We start from the raw sequence: 14,285 nt of genomic DNA, 5'->3' as shown, positions 1-14,285 counted from the left end.
TCCATTTATTGCGCCGCATCGGTCCGGTTCGGACATAATATTGCGTAGAAACTGTGAATCGCTACCAGTTCGGTCTTGGAATGTCAACAAGGCTGACATAGTGTGACCAGAAGATTTGAAATGGGAGGGGCAAGATGGCCGAGCCAAGCGGAGAACAGCTTCTCTATCTGACAGATGAACAACTGCGTCAGGGCATCGAGGCGATGTTCTTTGCCTATCGTGGATTCACCGCCGATCCCGACCGGATATTGCAGGACCAATCCTATGGCCGCGCCCACCACCGGGCGGTGCATTTCATCAATTGCGCCCCCGGCACCACGGTCAATAACCTGCTGAATATCCTTGGGGTCACGAAACAATCGCTGAACCGTGTGTTGCGGACCTTGATTGCGGACGGTCTTGTGGAAAGCAGGGTTGGGCGATCCGACAAACGCGAACGCCACCTGTACCTGACCGAGGAAGGAAAAGCATTGGAAGCACAATTGTCGGACGCCCAGAGGGCACGGATGCGATCCGCCTATCGCAAGGTCGGCCCCGAAGCGGTGGCCGGCTTTCGTCAGGTGCTGGAGGCGATGATGGATTCCGACATGCGGCGCAATTACCAAACCCTGCGGGAGACAAAATCATGATGATGCCCGACGTACATCTGCTGATTGTCGACGATGATGAACGCATTCGGGTGCTGTTGCAGAAATTCCTGATCCGTAACGGGTTTCTGGTGTCTGCTGCGCGGGATGCGGCCCATGCACGGCGGGTGCTGACCGGGTTGGACTTCGATCTGATCGTGCTGGATGTGATGATGCCGGGCGAGGATGGCATCAGCCTGACCCGCGATCTGCGCCAGACATCCACCACGCCGATCCTGCTGTTGACCGCCAAGGGCGAAACCGAGGACCGGATTGCCGGGCTGGAGGCCGGGGCGGATGATTATCTGGTCAAGCCGTTCGAACCCAAGGAATTGCTGCTGCGGATCAACGCCATCCTGCGCCGGATGCCCGAAGTGGCCGAAGAATCCGCCCTGCCCAAGGTGCTGATGCTGGGGCCGTTGCGCTATGACATCGAACGCGGCGAATTATGGCAGGGCGAAGAACAGGTCCGCCTGACCGCGACCGAAAACCAGTTGATGCGGATCTTTGCCGCCAAACCCGGAACCGCCGTCAGCCGTGCGCAATTGGTCGAAGATCTGGGTCGCGACAAGGGACAGAGCCAGGAACGTGCGGTGGATGTGCAAATCACCCGGCTGCGCCGCAAGCTGGAGGGCGATCCGAAACAGCCGCGCTATCTTCAGACTGTGCGCGGGGCGGGATATATGCTGGCGCCGGATTAAAGGAACTTGCCGGGGTGACGCCCATTTGGCGAGGTCCGCGTTGGCGGAACGCGCGGGATTTGCGTATTTAAAAAAGAGAAGAAGCAGGGGAATGCGATGGCAACTTTGGTTTTGAGCCACGAGGCCGGATTGGGGCATGTCACCCCCGACGGCCATCCGGAACAGGTGGCCCGACTGGACCACATCCTGCACGCGCTGCGCGCCGCCGATATTGCGGTTGAAACCGCGCCGGAAGGAAGCCGCGAAGATGTGCTGCTGTGCCATCCGGAAAGCTATCTGACCCGGTTGCAAGAGGCCCTGCCCGTCTCCGAGGCTGTTGCGCTGGATGCCGATACCTGGCTTTCGCCGGGTTCGTTGCGCGCCGCGCTACATGCGGTGGGCGCGATCCGCGAAGCGGTGGACAGGGTGGTGGAGGGTGACGTCGGCAATGCCTTTTGCGCCATGCGCCCCCCGGGACACCACGCCGAGACCGAAACCCCGATGGGGTTTTGTCTGTTTGGTACGGTGGCGATTGGCGCGAAACATGCGTTGGAACGCCATGGGCTGGCGCGTGTCGCGGTGGTGGATTTCGACGTGCATCATGGCAATGGCACTCAGGCCCTGCTCTGGGACGAGCCGCGCGCCCTGCTTGCCACCAGCCAGCAAATGCCGCTTTGGCCCGGTTCCGGCGATCCATCCGAACGCGGCGCGCATGACAATATCCTGAATGTGCCGTTGCCGCCCGGCAGCGATGGATATGAAATGCGCGACGCCTATACCCACGACATCCTGCCGCGCCTGCGTGCCTTTGCGCCCGAGTTGATCCTGATTTCCGCCGGCTTCGATGCCCACCGCGACGACCCATTGGCCGGGCTCAATTGGTCAACCGAAGATTTCATCTGGCTGACGCGCGAAATCTGCACTCTGGCGGATGAAGTCTGCTCTGGTCGGGTGGTCTCTGCTTTGGAAGGCGGGTATGATCTGGCCGCATTGGCAGAGTCTGTCACTGCCCATGTAAAAACACTCCAGGAGGCATCGGCATGAGCGAGAAAAAGGTAGAAGACCTGACATTTGAAGAGGCGATGGCCGAGTTGGAACGGGTCGTTGGCCAGCTGGAACGCGGCGACGTGGCGCTGGACGATTCCATCAAGCTTTATGAACGCGGCGCCGCATTGAAGAAACGCTGTGAGACGAAGCTGAACGAAGCCGAGGAAAAGGTCGCAGCGATCACCGCTGATGCGGATGGGAATGCCGTTGGGCTGAAGCCGGTTGAAGGGCTCTGAGTGTTTCAAGAGTGGTTATTGAACGACGCGCTACAGGTCGCGGCGCATCTGGATGCGCAGATCGCAACCTTGGACGACGTGCCCGTCACCCACGCGATGCGGTATGCAGCCAGCGGTGGCAAAGGGTTGCGCGGTTTTCTGGTGATGGAAACCGCATTTATTTATAATGTGAACCGTGAAAATGCGATTTGGGCGGCTGCCGCGATTGAAGCGATCCATTCCTATTCGCTGATCCACGACGATCTGCCGTGTATGGACGACGACGATCTGCGCCGGGGTCAACCCACCGTGCATGTCAAATGGGACCAGGCGACCGCCGTGTTGGCAGGCGATGCACTGCATACGCTGGGCTTTGAATTGGTCTGTGATCCGCGCTGCCATGAAGACCCGGCGATCCGGGCTGATCTTGCGCTGTCACTGGCACGGGCCGCAGGTGCGCGCGGCATGGTTTTGGGGCAAGCGCTTGATATAGCGGCCGAAACCGCAGATAGGCCGCTCAACCTCGAAGAAATCACCGCTCTTCAAGCAGGCAAAACCGGCGCATTGATCCAATGGTCTGCCGAAGCTGGCGCGCGGCTTGTGGGCGAAGACCCTGTGCTGTTGACCCGCTACGCCAAAGCGCTGGGGCTGGCGTTTCAAATTGCCGACGATCTGCTGGATGTCGAAGGCGACGCAGCCGAAGCGGGGAAACGCCTGCAAAAAGACGAAGCGGCGGGCAAAGCCACCTTTGTTTCGCTGTTGGGTGTGGAAGGGGCAAAAAGCCGCGCGAAATCCCTCGTGACAGAGGCCTGTGATGCCCTATCTGTGTACGGTGAAAAGGCCGAAACCTTGCGCGAAGCGGCCCATTTCGTTATCTCGCGCCGAAGCTAGTCGCCTGAAGGGACGTAGATGTCTGACCGCCCAGAAACCCCGCTGTTGGACCGCGTCCTTGGTCCCGCCGATCTGAAACAATTTTCCGATCCGGAATTGGTGCGGCTGGCGCATGAACTGCGCGAGGAAACCATCAGCGCGGTGAGCGAAACCGGCGGCCATTTGGGTGCGGGGCTGGGTGTGGTCGAATTGACCGTCGCGCTGCATTCCGTGTTCGATGCCCCGCGTGACAAGATCATCTGGGACGTCAGCCACCAATGTTACCCGCACAAGATCCTGACCGGGCGGCGGGATCGTATCCGCACCCTGCGGCAAAAGGACGGGCTGTCCGGGTTTACCAAGCGCAGCGAAAGCGCGTTTGATCCCTTTGGCGCGGCGCATAGCTCGACCTCGATCAGCGCGGCGCTTGGATTTGCCGTGGCGCGCGATCTGGGCGGGGCCTGTGATACCGGGCATGGCGATGCGATTGCGGTGATCGGTGACGGCGCGATGAGTGCCGGAATGGCCTATGAGGCGCTGAACAACGCCGGGCATTTGAAAAAGCGGCTGATTGTCATTCTGAACGACAATGAAATGTCGATTGCTCCGCCGGTCGGGGCGATGTCGAATTACCTTTCGCGGCTGTATGCCGAAGCGCCGTTTCAGGATCTGAAAGCGGCGGCCAAGGGCGCGGTGTCGATGCTGCCCGAACCCTTCCGCGAGGGTGCGAAGCGCGCCAAGGAAATGATCAAGGGCATGGCCGTCGGCGGCACATTGTTCGAAGAGTTGGGATTTTCCTATCTTGGCCCGATTGATGGCCATGATCTGAACCAGCTTCTGCCGGTGTTGCGCACGGTGCGGACGCGTGCGACGGGCCCGATCCTGATCCATGTGCTGACCAAAAAGGGCAAAGGTTATCACCCGGCAGAGAGCGCCGAGGACAAGGGTCATGCCACCGCGAAATTCGACGTGGTGACGGGAAAACAGAAAAAAGCGCCCTCCAATGCGCCGTCTTATACCAAGGTCTTCGGCCAGGAGCTGACCAAGGCCGCCGAAAAGGACAGCCGGGTCTGCGCGGTCACCGCGGCGATGCCGGATGGCACCGGGCTGAACCTGTTTGCTGAACGCTACCCCAGCCGCTGTTTCGATGTCGGCATTGCCGAACAGCATGGCGTGACCTTTGCCGCTGGTCTGGCGGCGGGGGGGATGCGGCCGTTCTGTGCGATCTATTCGACGTTTCTGCAACGCGGCTATGATCAGGTGGTGCATGATGTGGCGATCCAACGCCTGCCGGTGCGCTTTGCGATTGACCGTGCCGGATTGGTCGGGGCCGATGGCGCGACCCATGCCGGGGCGTTTGACATTGCGTTCATGGCCAACCTGCCGGGCATGGTGGTGATGGCGGCGGCGGACGAGGCCGAATTGGTGCATATGGTCGCCACCGCAGCGGCGCATGACGAGGGGCCGATTGCCTTTCGCTATCCCCGTGGCGAGGGTGTTGGCGTCGATATGCCCGAACAAGGCGAGATCCTGACGCTGGGCAAGGGCCGGATGGTGCGCAAGGGCAAGGGCGTGGCGATCCTGTCCTTTGGTGCGCGGCTGAAAGAGGTGCTGGACGCCTGTGACGGGCTTGCCGCCAAGGGGATTACCCCCACCGTGGCGGATGCGCGTTTTGCCAAACCGCTGGACCGCGACATGATCCTGCAACTGGCAGCAGAGCATGAGGTTTTGATCACGGTCGAAGAAGGCTCAATCGGCGGTTTCGGCAGTCACGTGGCCCAGCTTCTGGCCGAAGAAGGCGTTTTTGACAGCGGGTTGAAATATCGGTCGATGGTGCTGCCCGACACGTTCATTGACCAAAGCAGCCCGCGTGACATGTATGCCTCGGCCGGGCTGAACGCCGAAGACATCGAAGCCAAGGTGCTGGATGTGCTGGGCGTGACCGATATTCACGCCGGGCAAGCCTAGGGTCAGCCCCGGCGCATCTGCCAGGCATTGCGGACATGCCCCGGCAGGATCGCAATGCATTTGGCATAGCGTGACACCAACCGGCGGGGATTGGCGAGCATCCGCCAGAGCCATTCCAACGCCAGCTTGCGAACAATCCGTGGCGCGCGCACCTGGGTGCCGGCCAGAAAATCCAGCCCCGCCCCGATAGAGGCAAAGCCGATCTTTGGCGTGGCCACACGACCGCGCGCCGCAAGTAATTCCTGTTTCGGCGCGCCCAGCGCCAAAAAGGCCAGACGCGCGCCGCTGGCCTCGACCTCGGCCAGAACCGACGCGCCGCCGGGGCCTGTGGGATCGAACCCCATCGGCGGCGAAATGCAAACCGCGATCTCCAGCCCCGGCACGCGGGATTTCAGATCCGCCGCAGCCGCGGCCAGCGCCGCATCGGTGCTGCCAACCAAAGCCACCGAAACCTTGGCCGACGCGGCAAGTTCCGCCAGCGGAATGACCAGATCGGCCCCGGGAATAAGCTCTACCGGGTCGCGCGCCAGACGCGACAGCCAGACCAGCGGATTGCCATCAGCGACCACCATATCCTGTGCGGCATAGGCCACGCGGAACGCCGACGAGGCCCGCAATTTCACCAGATGATCCAGGTTGAGCGTCGCCAATGCAAATCCGTTGTCCCGCAGGAATCGCCGCGCGATTTCCGCCATCAGGCTGTCGCGGTTCGGGATGTTGATTGTGACCTGATAGTCGCTGTCTTTGAAATGCACGCCACTGCCCCAATTGTTTGCGCCTTCTATTGCCGGTCAAAGTGGCAAAGATAAGGGCAATTTGCGAAATCACCTGTGCCCGATGCGGAAATGATGCGATGTAGAATACGCAATGGTGCCATTTCCGGCGAAAAGGCCGAAAAATTGCCATGATCCCATGTTTGAACGGGCGAAAATCAGTAAAATGTTACGAAAAAATTCATATGTGTGATTGCCTTTCCCATCGTCATTCCTGCCTGAGGGGCCTGTGATGGCCGCGCTTGGTATCATTGGCTGCGGCTTTGTCGCGGATCTGTACATGCGGTCCTTTGCGCTCTACCCCGATGTGACCATCGCGGCGGTGCACGACATCGACCCGGCACGTCTGGCGGCATTTTCGAGCCATTGGAATGTGACGCCACAGGCGGATTTCAAAAGCTTTCTGGCCGCCCTGCCCGAAGACGCGATCATCGTGAACCTGACCAACCCAGCGGCGCATTTTGACATCAACCTGGCCTGCCTGAACGCCGGGCGCCATGTGTGGTGCGAAAAGCCGCTGGCGCTGACGCTGGAAGATGCCCGGCATTTGCATGGCGTGGCGGCGGAAAAGGGTCTGATGCTGTCCTCGGCCCCGTGCAGCGTGTTGGGCGAAGCGGCGCAGATCCTTCTGCGCGAGGTGCGGCGCGGCACGGCGGGGGATATTCGGCTGGTCTATGCGGAATTGGACGACGGGTTTATCCCCCAGGCCCCCTATCAGGATTGGCAGAGCGAAAGCGGCGCGCCCTGGCCCGCTGAGGATGAATTTCAGGTCGGCTGCACGCTGGAACATGCCGGATACTACCTAACATGGTTGATTGCCGCCTTTGGCCCGGTGCGCCGGGTTGTTGCCGCCTCGGCCGAGGTGATCCCCGACAAGCCGGGCAGCGACGGCACACCGGATTTTTCGGTTGGTGTGCTGTATTTCCGGTCCGGCGTGGTCGCGCGGTTGACCTGTTCGATTGCCGCGCCGCATGACCATCGCATTCGCCTGATCGGCGACCGTGGCGTGCTGGCGATCAAGGCCGCCTGGAACAATGCCGCCCCGGTGCGGTTTCACAAACGCATGCGCCTGCGGCGGCGATTGCTGGAATTGCCGATCGGGCGGCGGATCAAGCCGGGCGGCGCAACACATGCCAAGGTGGGTCGCAAAGGCGCAGCTGCGATGAATTTTGCCCTTGGCCCGATCGAGATGCTGGAGGCGCTGCGCGAAGACCGGCGCAACCGTCTGGACAATGACTTTGCCCTGCATATGACCGAGGTGACATTGGCGATCCAGAACGCCCGCGACGCTGGCGGCGCACAGGATATGGCCACCACCTGTACGATGCCGGAACCAATGACATGGGCGCGCTGATATGGACAGGCTGACGCTGTTGATCACAGGCGCGGCCGGCTATGTCGGGCGGCATACCGTCGCCGAGGCACGGGCGCGCGGCCATGCGGTGATTGCCGTGGTGCGCAACTTTGCCACGCCAAAGGCATGGCAGGGTGACGACGGCATTACGGTGCTGGCCTGCGATCTGAGCGAACCAGAAGGTCTGAACGCCGCCATCGCCCGCGCCGATGTGGTGCTGCATCTGGCGGCGTCGATGTCGGGGGACGCCGCGGCACATGCGCGCGACACAATCGCCGCCACCACGGCCCTGCTCGATGCTATGCCCGACGGCGGCAAGCTGGTGCAGCTCAGCTCGATGGCGGTTTATGACATGTCGACGGTAGAGCCCGGCGAAATGCTGGATGAAAGCGCGGCGCTTCTGACACCCGGCGCCCCTGCCGACGCCTATGCCCTCGCCAAAGGCGCACAAGAAAAGCTGGTTGCCGATGCTGCATCGAAAGCCGCTTTGTCCCTGACCATCCTGCGCGCCGGGGCGGTGTTTGGCCCTGGCCGTCTGTGGAATGCGCATCTGGGGTTTTCTCTCGGCCCGGTGCTGATCCGATTGGGATCGCAGGGGCAAATCCCGTTGTGCCATATTTCGACCTGTGCCGCGGCGTTGGTCAGCGCGGCGGAACGGCCAGCCACCGGGGCAATCAACGTGCTGGACGAAGATCTGCCGGATCGGCGGCGGTACCTTGGCTGTCTCAAGGCCGGTCCAAAACTGACACTTCCGTTCAGCTGGCGGGTGATGATGCCGCTGGCCCTGATGGCGGCGCGGCTGATCCCGGAGGCCCGTCTTCCGGGATTGTTGCGCCCAAGCGTGCTGCGGACGCGGTATCTTCCGATACATTTCGACAACAGCCGCATGCGCCGGGTGCTTGGCCTGCGTCAGGCCAAGGCGTTTGAAACTTTGATGCATGAGGCCCAGGAATGACCATGGCAAGCCAGACACCACCGGGGCCGATTGCCTATCTGACCGGCGAATACCCCCGTGCCACGGATACCTTTATCCAGCGCGAGGTCGCGGCGCTGCGGGCCCAGGGAAAAGAGGTCATGACCTGTTCGATCCGGCGCACCGGGGCCGAACATCTGGTTGGTGACGAACAACGCGCCGAGGCGACCGGCACCTTTCATGTTCTGGAGGCGGCGAAAAACCCGCTGCGTCTGGTCACCGCGAAACTGCGGCTTCTGCGCCGTCCGGGGCGGTTTTTTCGCGCCTTTGCCCTGGCGTGGCGCACCGCGCCGGCGGGGTTTCGCGGCTGGCTCTGGCAGATGTTCTACTTCGCCGAGGCGATGATGCTGGCCGACCAGATGGAACGCAACGGCATCACCCATGTGCACAACCACATTGCCAAGGCCAGCTGCACGGTCGCCATGCTGGCCTCAGAGCTGAGCGGCATTCCATATAGCTTCACCCTGCATGGGCCGGACATCTTTTTTGCGCCAGATCACTGGCGCTTGGATGAGAAAATCCGGCGCGCCCGTTTTGTCGCCTGTATCTCTGATTTCTGCCGGTCACAGGCGATGCTGTATTCACCGCGCGAGATGTGGGGCAAGCTGCATATCGTGCATTGCGGCATTGACCCGGCGCGCTATGACCCGGCCCCGCGCACCGGACCGCCACATCTGCTGTTTGTGGGCCGATTGGCGGCGGTCAAAGGCGTGGGTGTGCTGCTGGATGCTTTGGCCACACTCAAGACGTCCCTGCCCGATTTGCGCGTGACCCTGATCGGGGACGGGCCGGAACGGGCGCAATTAACCCGGGATGCCGCAGAAATGGGACTGACCGACACGGTGGATTTCATCGGCTATCGCAGCCAATCCGAAGTGGCCGAGGCCCTGAAAGACACAGATGCACTGATCCTGCCCAGCTTCGCCGAAGGCGTGCCGGTGGTGCTGATGGAGGCGATGGCGGCGGGGCGGCCGGTGATCGCCACCAATGTCGGCGGCGTCGCGGAACTGGTGACCAATGGCCAAAGCGGCTGGCTGGTTCCACCGGGCAACGCCCCGGCGCTGGCCGAGGCGATCACGGGCGTTCTGACGGATGATCAGGCACGGGCCCGGATGGGGGCCGCCGGACGCGCAAAAGTGACCGAAGACTTTGACATCACCAAGGAATCCAACTGGTTGGCGCGGCTCTTTGCCAGCTATGCCGACACGACGTCAACGCTGGGGACATCAAAACCGGGGAAACGCCCATGAGCGTGGTTGATCTGGTGCTGATTGGCCGCAACGAAGGCGCGCGCCTGCACCGCTGTCTTGCCTCGGCCAAGGGCGCAGCGCGGCGGGTGGTCTATGTCGACAGCGGGTCACGCGATGGCAGCGTCGATGCCGCACGCGATGCCGGGGCCGAGGTGGTGGAACTGGATCCTGCCCTGCCCTTTACTGCGGCGCGGGCGCGGCACGAAGGTTTCCAACAGCTGGAGTCCAACGGCGGCTCCGCCGAGATCGTGCAGTTCATCGACGGCGATTGTGCGATTGTGCCGGGCTGGATCGAAGCCGGGGTCGCGGCGCTGGAGGCTGACCCGAAACTGGGCATGGTCACCGGCTGGCGACAGGAAATCGCGCCAGAGGCCTCGGTCTATAACGCGCTGACCCAGGTGGAATGGCGTCGCCCGGCGGGTGTGATCCAGGCCTGCGGCGGCGACATGATGGTGCGGCGCACGGCCTATGTCGCGGCGGGTGGATTTGATGGCAGGGTGATTGCGGCCGAAGATGACGAATTTTGTTGCCGGCTGCGCAAGGCGGGCTGGGTGCTGCGCCGTCTTCCGGTGGAAATGACGCAACACGATGCGGCGATGACCCGGTTTGGCCAATGGTGGCAACGCGCCGTCCGCTCGGGGCATGGCTTTGCCCAGGTCGGGCATTTGCACCCGGACTATTTCTTGCGGGAACGGCGGCGCGTCTGGGTCTGGGGCCTCTGCGCGCCCTTGCTGGCGCTTATCGGCCTGATAATTGAGCCCTGGCTGACCGGTTTGATATTGCTGGCCTATGTCGCAAGCTGGCTGCGCAGCGCCAAGGGGCTGATGCGCAACGACGGATTGGACCGCGGTCCTGCACTCCATCACGGGGTCTTTCTGACCCTTTCGAAATTTCCCAATCTTCTGGGCATGATCCGGTTTCATCTGCGGCGGCTGATGCAACGGGACATGCGCATTATCGAGTACAAGTGAGGCAAGAGGCATATGCGGACAGGCATTATTGGCGCAGGATATATTGCGGATTGGCATGGCGACGCGCTGCGCCAGACCGGCGCGGCACAGCTGGCTGCGGTGTGTGATGTGTCACAAGAGGCGGCACAGGGGCTGGCCGATGCCCATGGCGCGGCGGTCTTTACCTCGGTCGAGGACATGATCGCCGCCAATGCGGTGGATGCCGTGCATATCTGCACGCCACCGCAGTTGCATGCCGCGCTGGCGCAACAATGTCTGAACGCCGGGTTGCATTGTTTGGTGGAAAAACCCGTTGCCCTGTCTGTGGCGGAAATGCAGTCCATGGCGCAGGCGGCGACCGACGCGGGCAAGCTGTTGGCAAGTGGTCATAATTTCATGGGCATTCCGGCGTATCAGCGCCTGAAGGCCCGGATTGCCGAGGGGCAATTGGGCCGCATCGCCAGTGCCGAGATCAACTGGAACTTCCCGATGGCACCGCTGCGGTCGGGGCCATATGGTCTTTGGCTGCTGCGCGAACCGGAAAACATGCTGCTGGAACTTGGCCCACATCTCTATGCCTTTGCGGTGGATCTGTTTGGCCCGGTCGAGGTGCTGCACCTGGAGGTAGGAAAACCTGTCGACCTGCCCGGAATGGGCGCACGTCCCCAGGTGTGGCGGGTGCTGGCGCGGGCGGGCCATGTCGAAGTGACCTTCAACATTTCTCTGGTCGAGATCATGGATGACCGGTCCCTGACCCTACGCGGATCATCCGGTATGGCGCGGTTGGACTATGCCCATGACCGGCTGGTGATCAGCCGTGACAACACCGCCGATCTGGTGGCCAATCCGTTTCTGTTTCAGATGGGACAAGCCGGGCAACATCTGCGCGAAGGTTTCGTCAACGGCGCGCGGCAATTGACCTCGCTGAACCGGAAATCGCCTTATGCCCTGTCGTTTCAGGGGCTGGTCACGGCGTTTTATGAGGCGGCGAAATCAGGCCGCCCATTGGATGCGCGGTTTGCACCCGAGGCGGGGCTTGAAGTGTCCAAGGCGCTGGCCGCGACATTGGACCGTCTGCCCGCACTGGCCGCACCGAATATTCCAACCCCATCCCGCACCCCCAAGCCAAAGGCGCTGGTGATTGGCGGCACCGGATTCATCGGTCGCCATTTGACGCGGGCCCTGGTGGCCAAAGGCCAGGATGTGCGGGTGTTGTCGCGCGGGCGCAGCGGGCCCTTTGCCGATCTGCCCGATCAGGTGGAAACCGTGGGCGTATCGCTCAAGGATGCTGACGGTCTGCGCGCCGCGATGAATGGCATTGATGTGGTCTATAACCTGGCCAAGTCGATGGACACCACATGGGAGGCCGCGTTGGAAAACGATGTCGGGGTTGCGGTCGGCGTGGCGCGCGCGGCGATGGACGCCGGCGTCAGCCGATTGGTCTATACCGGCACCATCGCCAGCTATGACATGTCCAATCCCGATGTGACCATCACCGAGGCCACCGGATTTGGCGGAGATATGTCCGACCGCAATCTTTATGCCCGGTCCAAGGCCGAATGCGAACGCCAGTTGATGCAGATGCACCGCGACGACGGCCTGCCGCTGACCATTGCCCGTCCCGGTATCGTGGTTGGCCCCGGTGGGCCGCTGCAACATTGGGGGATCGGACGCTGGCACGGGGCGGGCGCGGTCAAGATCTGGGGTCCTGGGCGCAATATCCTGCCATTTGTGCTGATCGACGATGTCTGTGACGGGCTGATCAGGATGGGCGAAGATCCGGCGGCCATTGGTGAAAGCTTTAATCTGGTGGGCGAACCGATGATGAATGCGCGGGACTATTTCGATGCCATTCGCACCGCCACCGGCGCGGGCATTCGGGTGACGTCGGGCAATCTGCATCTGTTCTGGGCCTCGGATGCGATCAAATACCAGCTGAAACGCCGGGTGCTGGGCCGCAAGGGCGCGATCCGCGCCTCTCTCAGCGATTGGAAAAGCCGCGCGCATCTGTCGCCGTTTGACAATTCACGTCCCAAGGACATCCTCGGTTGGACCCCAGAGGTCGACCAAAAGGCGTTTATCGACCGCGCCATCACCCGCGCCAATCTCTTTGGGTTTTAGGAATGCACATAAATCGGCTTAATTCTGCCTGATTTTTAGGGCTTCTTGGGCGCAAAGGTATAAAAACCGTAAGCAGAACCGGGTTACCCTCGGCACAGGCAGATGAACATGGAAAAACGCTGGACCAGAAAAAAGCGCGCCGCGCGAGAAGCCGGCGGACAAGAGCCAACACCGGCTTTGTCCGACGCCGCACCCATTGTGCCCGCTGCCGAAACCCCGGAACCAGAGACGATTCAGCCAGCGATTGACCTCGCGCCACAGCCCAAAACCGGCGCACGGCGGAGGCCCCAGCGCTACATGGCGCCGGACCCGACGGGTGCAGCGCCGGCCGAGCCTGAGATGCAGCTGCCAGAGACCCCGGAACCGCAGAACACGAAAAGGCCAATGCCGGATACTTCGGCGCGGCCGACCAGAACGGCGGCCAGAACAGCGACCAGCGCGCCGAACAACACGCCCGATGATCCCGCGTCGCCGGAACCAGAACAGACGCCGGACATAAAACCAACACGCCCCGCCGCCGCCCGGGTTTCGGAACAACCCGCTGCGGATCGCGCCGATGCCGCCACCGCGCGCCCACGTCAGAGCGCGCCCGTATCGGAAATGGCCGCCGAAACCGCGTCCGAACCTGCGGCGAAACCCGCGCCTGTAGCTGACCCCGCGCCTGCGGTTGAACCTGCTGCGGTGCCTACGCCCGCGCTGCAAACTGCACCGAATGGCTGGGACACCCTAAAACGGTTTGAGATCAATGCCCGGCAATTGGAACGCAACCGGATCATCACAGCCACGCGTGAAGACCCGGTGCATTCGGCATTTGACGTGCTGCGCACCAAACTTCTGCGCGCCATGCGGGAAAAAGGCTGGACACGGGTGGCCGTGACCTCGCCCACCGAAGGCTGCGGCAAGACGTTTACCGCCGCCAATCTGGCATTGTCCCTGTCACGGCAAAGCAATTGCCGCACAATTGTTCTGGACCTTGATATGCGTCATCCGGCGCTGGCCAAGGTGATGAACATCCCCAATCCGCCGGACATCACAGCCTTCTTGCGCGGGGAAACCCCGGCGGAAGATTTCCTGATGCGGCCCGGCAAAAACACGCTGCATATCGGCGAAAACATCGCCTTTGGCGTTGCGGGCCGTCGCGAAGAATATGCAGCAGAGCTGTTGCAGGACCAGACCACGGCAGAGACCCTGGATCGGCTGCAGGCCAGCCTGTCGCCGGATTTGATGCTCTTTGACATGCCGCCGGCCCTGGCCAATGATGACGTTCTGGCCGCTCGGTCGCTGTATGATGGTATCATCCTGATCGTCGGCGGCGGGATCACCAAGCCGCAGCAAGTGCGCGATGTGGAACGCCGTCTGGGCGTCGATACGCCGCTTCTGGGCGTGGTGCTGAACAAATCCGAAGGCGACCACACCCAAGCCTACGCGTATTAAGCCAAAGCCGTTGCAGCATCCCAG

At 62.0% G+C, this 14,285-nt stretch carries 13 protein-coding genes; 12 read left to right on the top strand and 1 reads right to left on the bottom strand.

Going from position 1 to position 14,285, the window contains the following annotated elements:
- Positions 1-134: 134 nt before the first annotated feature.
- From Q4577_RS08880 to dxs, 6 genes are all read left to right on the top strand, one after another.
- Complete coding sequence (locus Q4577_RS08880; RefSeq protein WP_244690951.1) at positions 135-629, top strand: MarR family winged helix-turn-helix transcriptional regulator; 495 nt, start codon at positions 135-137, stop codon at positions 627-629.
- Positions 626-1,327 carry a response regulator gene (locus tag Q4577_RS08875; protein WP_303468196.1) on the top strand — a complete coding sequence of 234 codons (702 nt, stop codon included), beginning with the start codon at positions 626-628 and terminating at the stop codon, positions 1,325-1,327. The genes Q4577_RS08880 and Q4577_RS08875 overlap by 4 nt, the downstream gene beginning before the upstream one ends.
- A gap of 96 nt (positions 1,328-1,423) precedes the next feature.
- On the top strand, positions 1,424-2,350 hold the full coding sequence (locus Q4577_RS08870; RefSeq protein ID WP_303468195.1) for a histone deacetylase family protein: 927 nt from the start codon (positions 1,424-1,426) through the stop codon (positions 2,348-2,350).
- Complete coding sequence (locus Q4577_RS08865) at positions 2,347-2,589, top strand: exodeoxyribonuclease VII small subunit (RefSeq protein WP_244690954.1); 243 nt, start codon at positions 2,347-2,349, stop codon at positions 2,587-2,589. Before Q4577_RS08870 ends, Q4577_RS08865 begins: the two co-directional genes overlap by 4 nt.
- Positions 2,590-3,459: a polyprenyl synthetase family protein gene (locus tag Q4577_RS08860; RefSeq protein WP_303468192.1), complete on the top strand. Its 870-nt coding sequence runs from the start codon at positions 2,590-2,592 to the stop codon at positions 3,457-3,459.
- Between the two features lie 18 nt (positions 3,460-3,477).
- On the top strand, positions 3,478-5,406 hold the full coding sequence (gene dxs / locus Q4577_RS08855; RefSeq protein WP_303468190.1) for a 1-deoxy-D-xylulose-5-phosphate synthase: 1,929 nt from the start codon (positions 3,478-3,480) through the stop codon (positions 5,404-5,406).
- 2 nt (positions 5,407-5,408) lie between these two features.
- Here the strand turns inward: dxs and Q4577_RS08850 are convergent, their stop codons facing one another.
- On the bottom strand, positions 5,409-6,161 hold the full coding sequence (locus Q4577_RS08850) for a WecB/TagA/CpsF family glycosyltransferase (RefSeq protein ID WP_244690956.1): 753 nt from the start codon (positions 6,159-6,161) through the stop codon (positions 5,409-5,411).
- Positions 6,162-6,411: 250 nt separating this feature from the next.
- On the opposite strand from Q4577_RS08850, the gene Q4577_RS08845 reads away from it, so the two are divergent.
- From Q4577_RS08845 to Q4577_RS08820, 6 genes are all read left to right on the top strand, one after another.
- Positions 6,412-7,533, top strand: coding sequence for a Gfo/Idh/MocA family protein (locus tag Q4577_RS08845; protein ID WP_303468188.1), 1,122 nt, complete (start codon positions 6,412-6,414; stop codon positions 7,531-7,533).
- Between the two features lies 1 nt (position 7,534).
- Entirely contained in the window at positions 7,535-8,488 is a 954-nt protein-coding gene (locus Q4577_RS08840; protein ID WP_303468186.1) for an NAD(P)-dependent oxidoreductase, read from the top strand.
- A 2-nt stretch (positions 8,489-8,490) separates the two neighbouring features.
- On the top strand, positions 8,491-9,756 hold the full coding sequence (locus Q4577_RS08835; RefSeq protein WP_303468184.1) for a glycosyltransferase family 4 protein: 1,266 nt from the start codon (positions 8,491-8,493) through the stop codon (positions 9,754-9,756).
- Positions 9,753-10,727: a glycosyltransferase family 2 protein gene (locus Q4577_RS08830; RefSeq protein ID WP_303468182.1), complete on the top strand. Its 975-nt coding sequence runs from the start codon at positions 9,753-9,755 to the stop codon at positions 10,725-10,727. Before Q4577_RS08835 ends, Q4577_RS08830 begins: the two co-directional genes overlap by 4 nt.
- A 12-nt stretch (positions 10,728-10,739) precedes the next feature.
- Positions 10,740-12,827 carry an NAD-dependent epimerase/dehydratase family protein gene (locus tag Q4577_RS08825; protein ID WP_303468181.1) on the top strand — a complete coding sequence of 696 codons (2,088 nt, stop codon included), beginning with the start codon at positions 10,740-10,742 and terminating at the stop codon, positions 12,825-12,827.
- Positions 12,828-12,935: 108 nt separating this feature from the next.
- Positions 12,936-14,261 carry a CpsD/CapB family tyrosine-protein kinase gene (locus tag Q4577_RS08820; protein ID WP_303468179.1) on the top strand — a complete coding sequence of 442 codons (1,326 nt, stop codon included), beginning with the start codon at positions 12,936-12,938 and terminating at the stop codon, positions 14,259-14,261.
- The last annotated feature ends 24 nt before the right edge of the window (positions 14,262-14,285 follow it).

It is taken from the genome of Marinovum sp. 2_MG-2023 (genome assembly GCF_030548265.1).
Classification (GTDB): domain Bacteria; phylum Pseudomonadota; class Alphaproteobacteria; order Rhodobacterales; family Rhodobacteraceae; genus Marinovum.
Note: the sequence above shows the minus strand (reverse complement) of the source record. Positions and strands in the feature narration are given on the sequence as shown.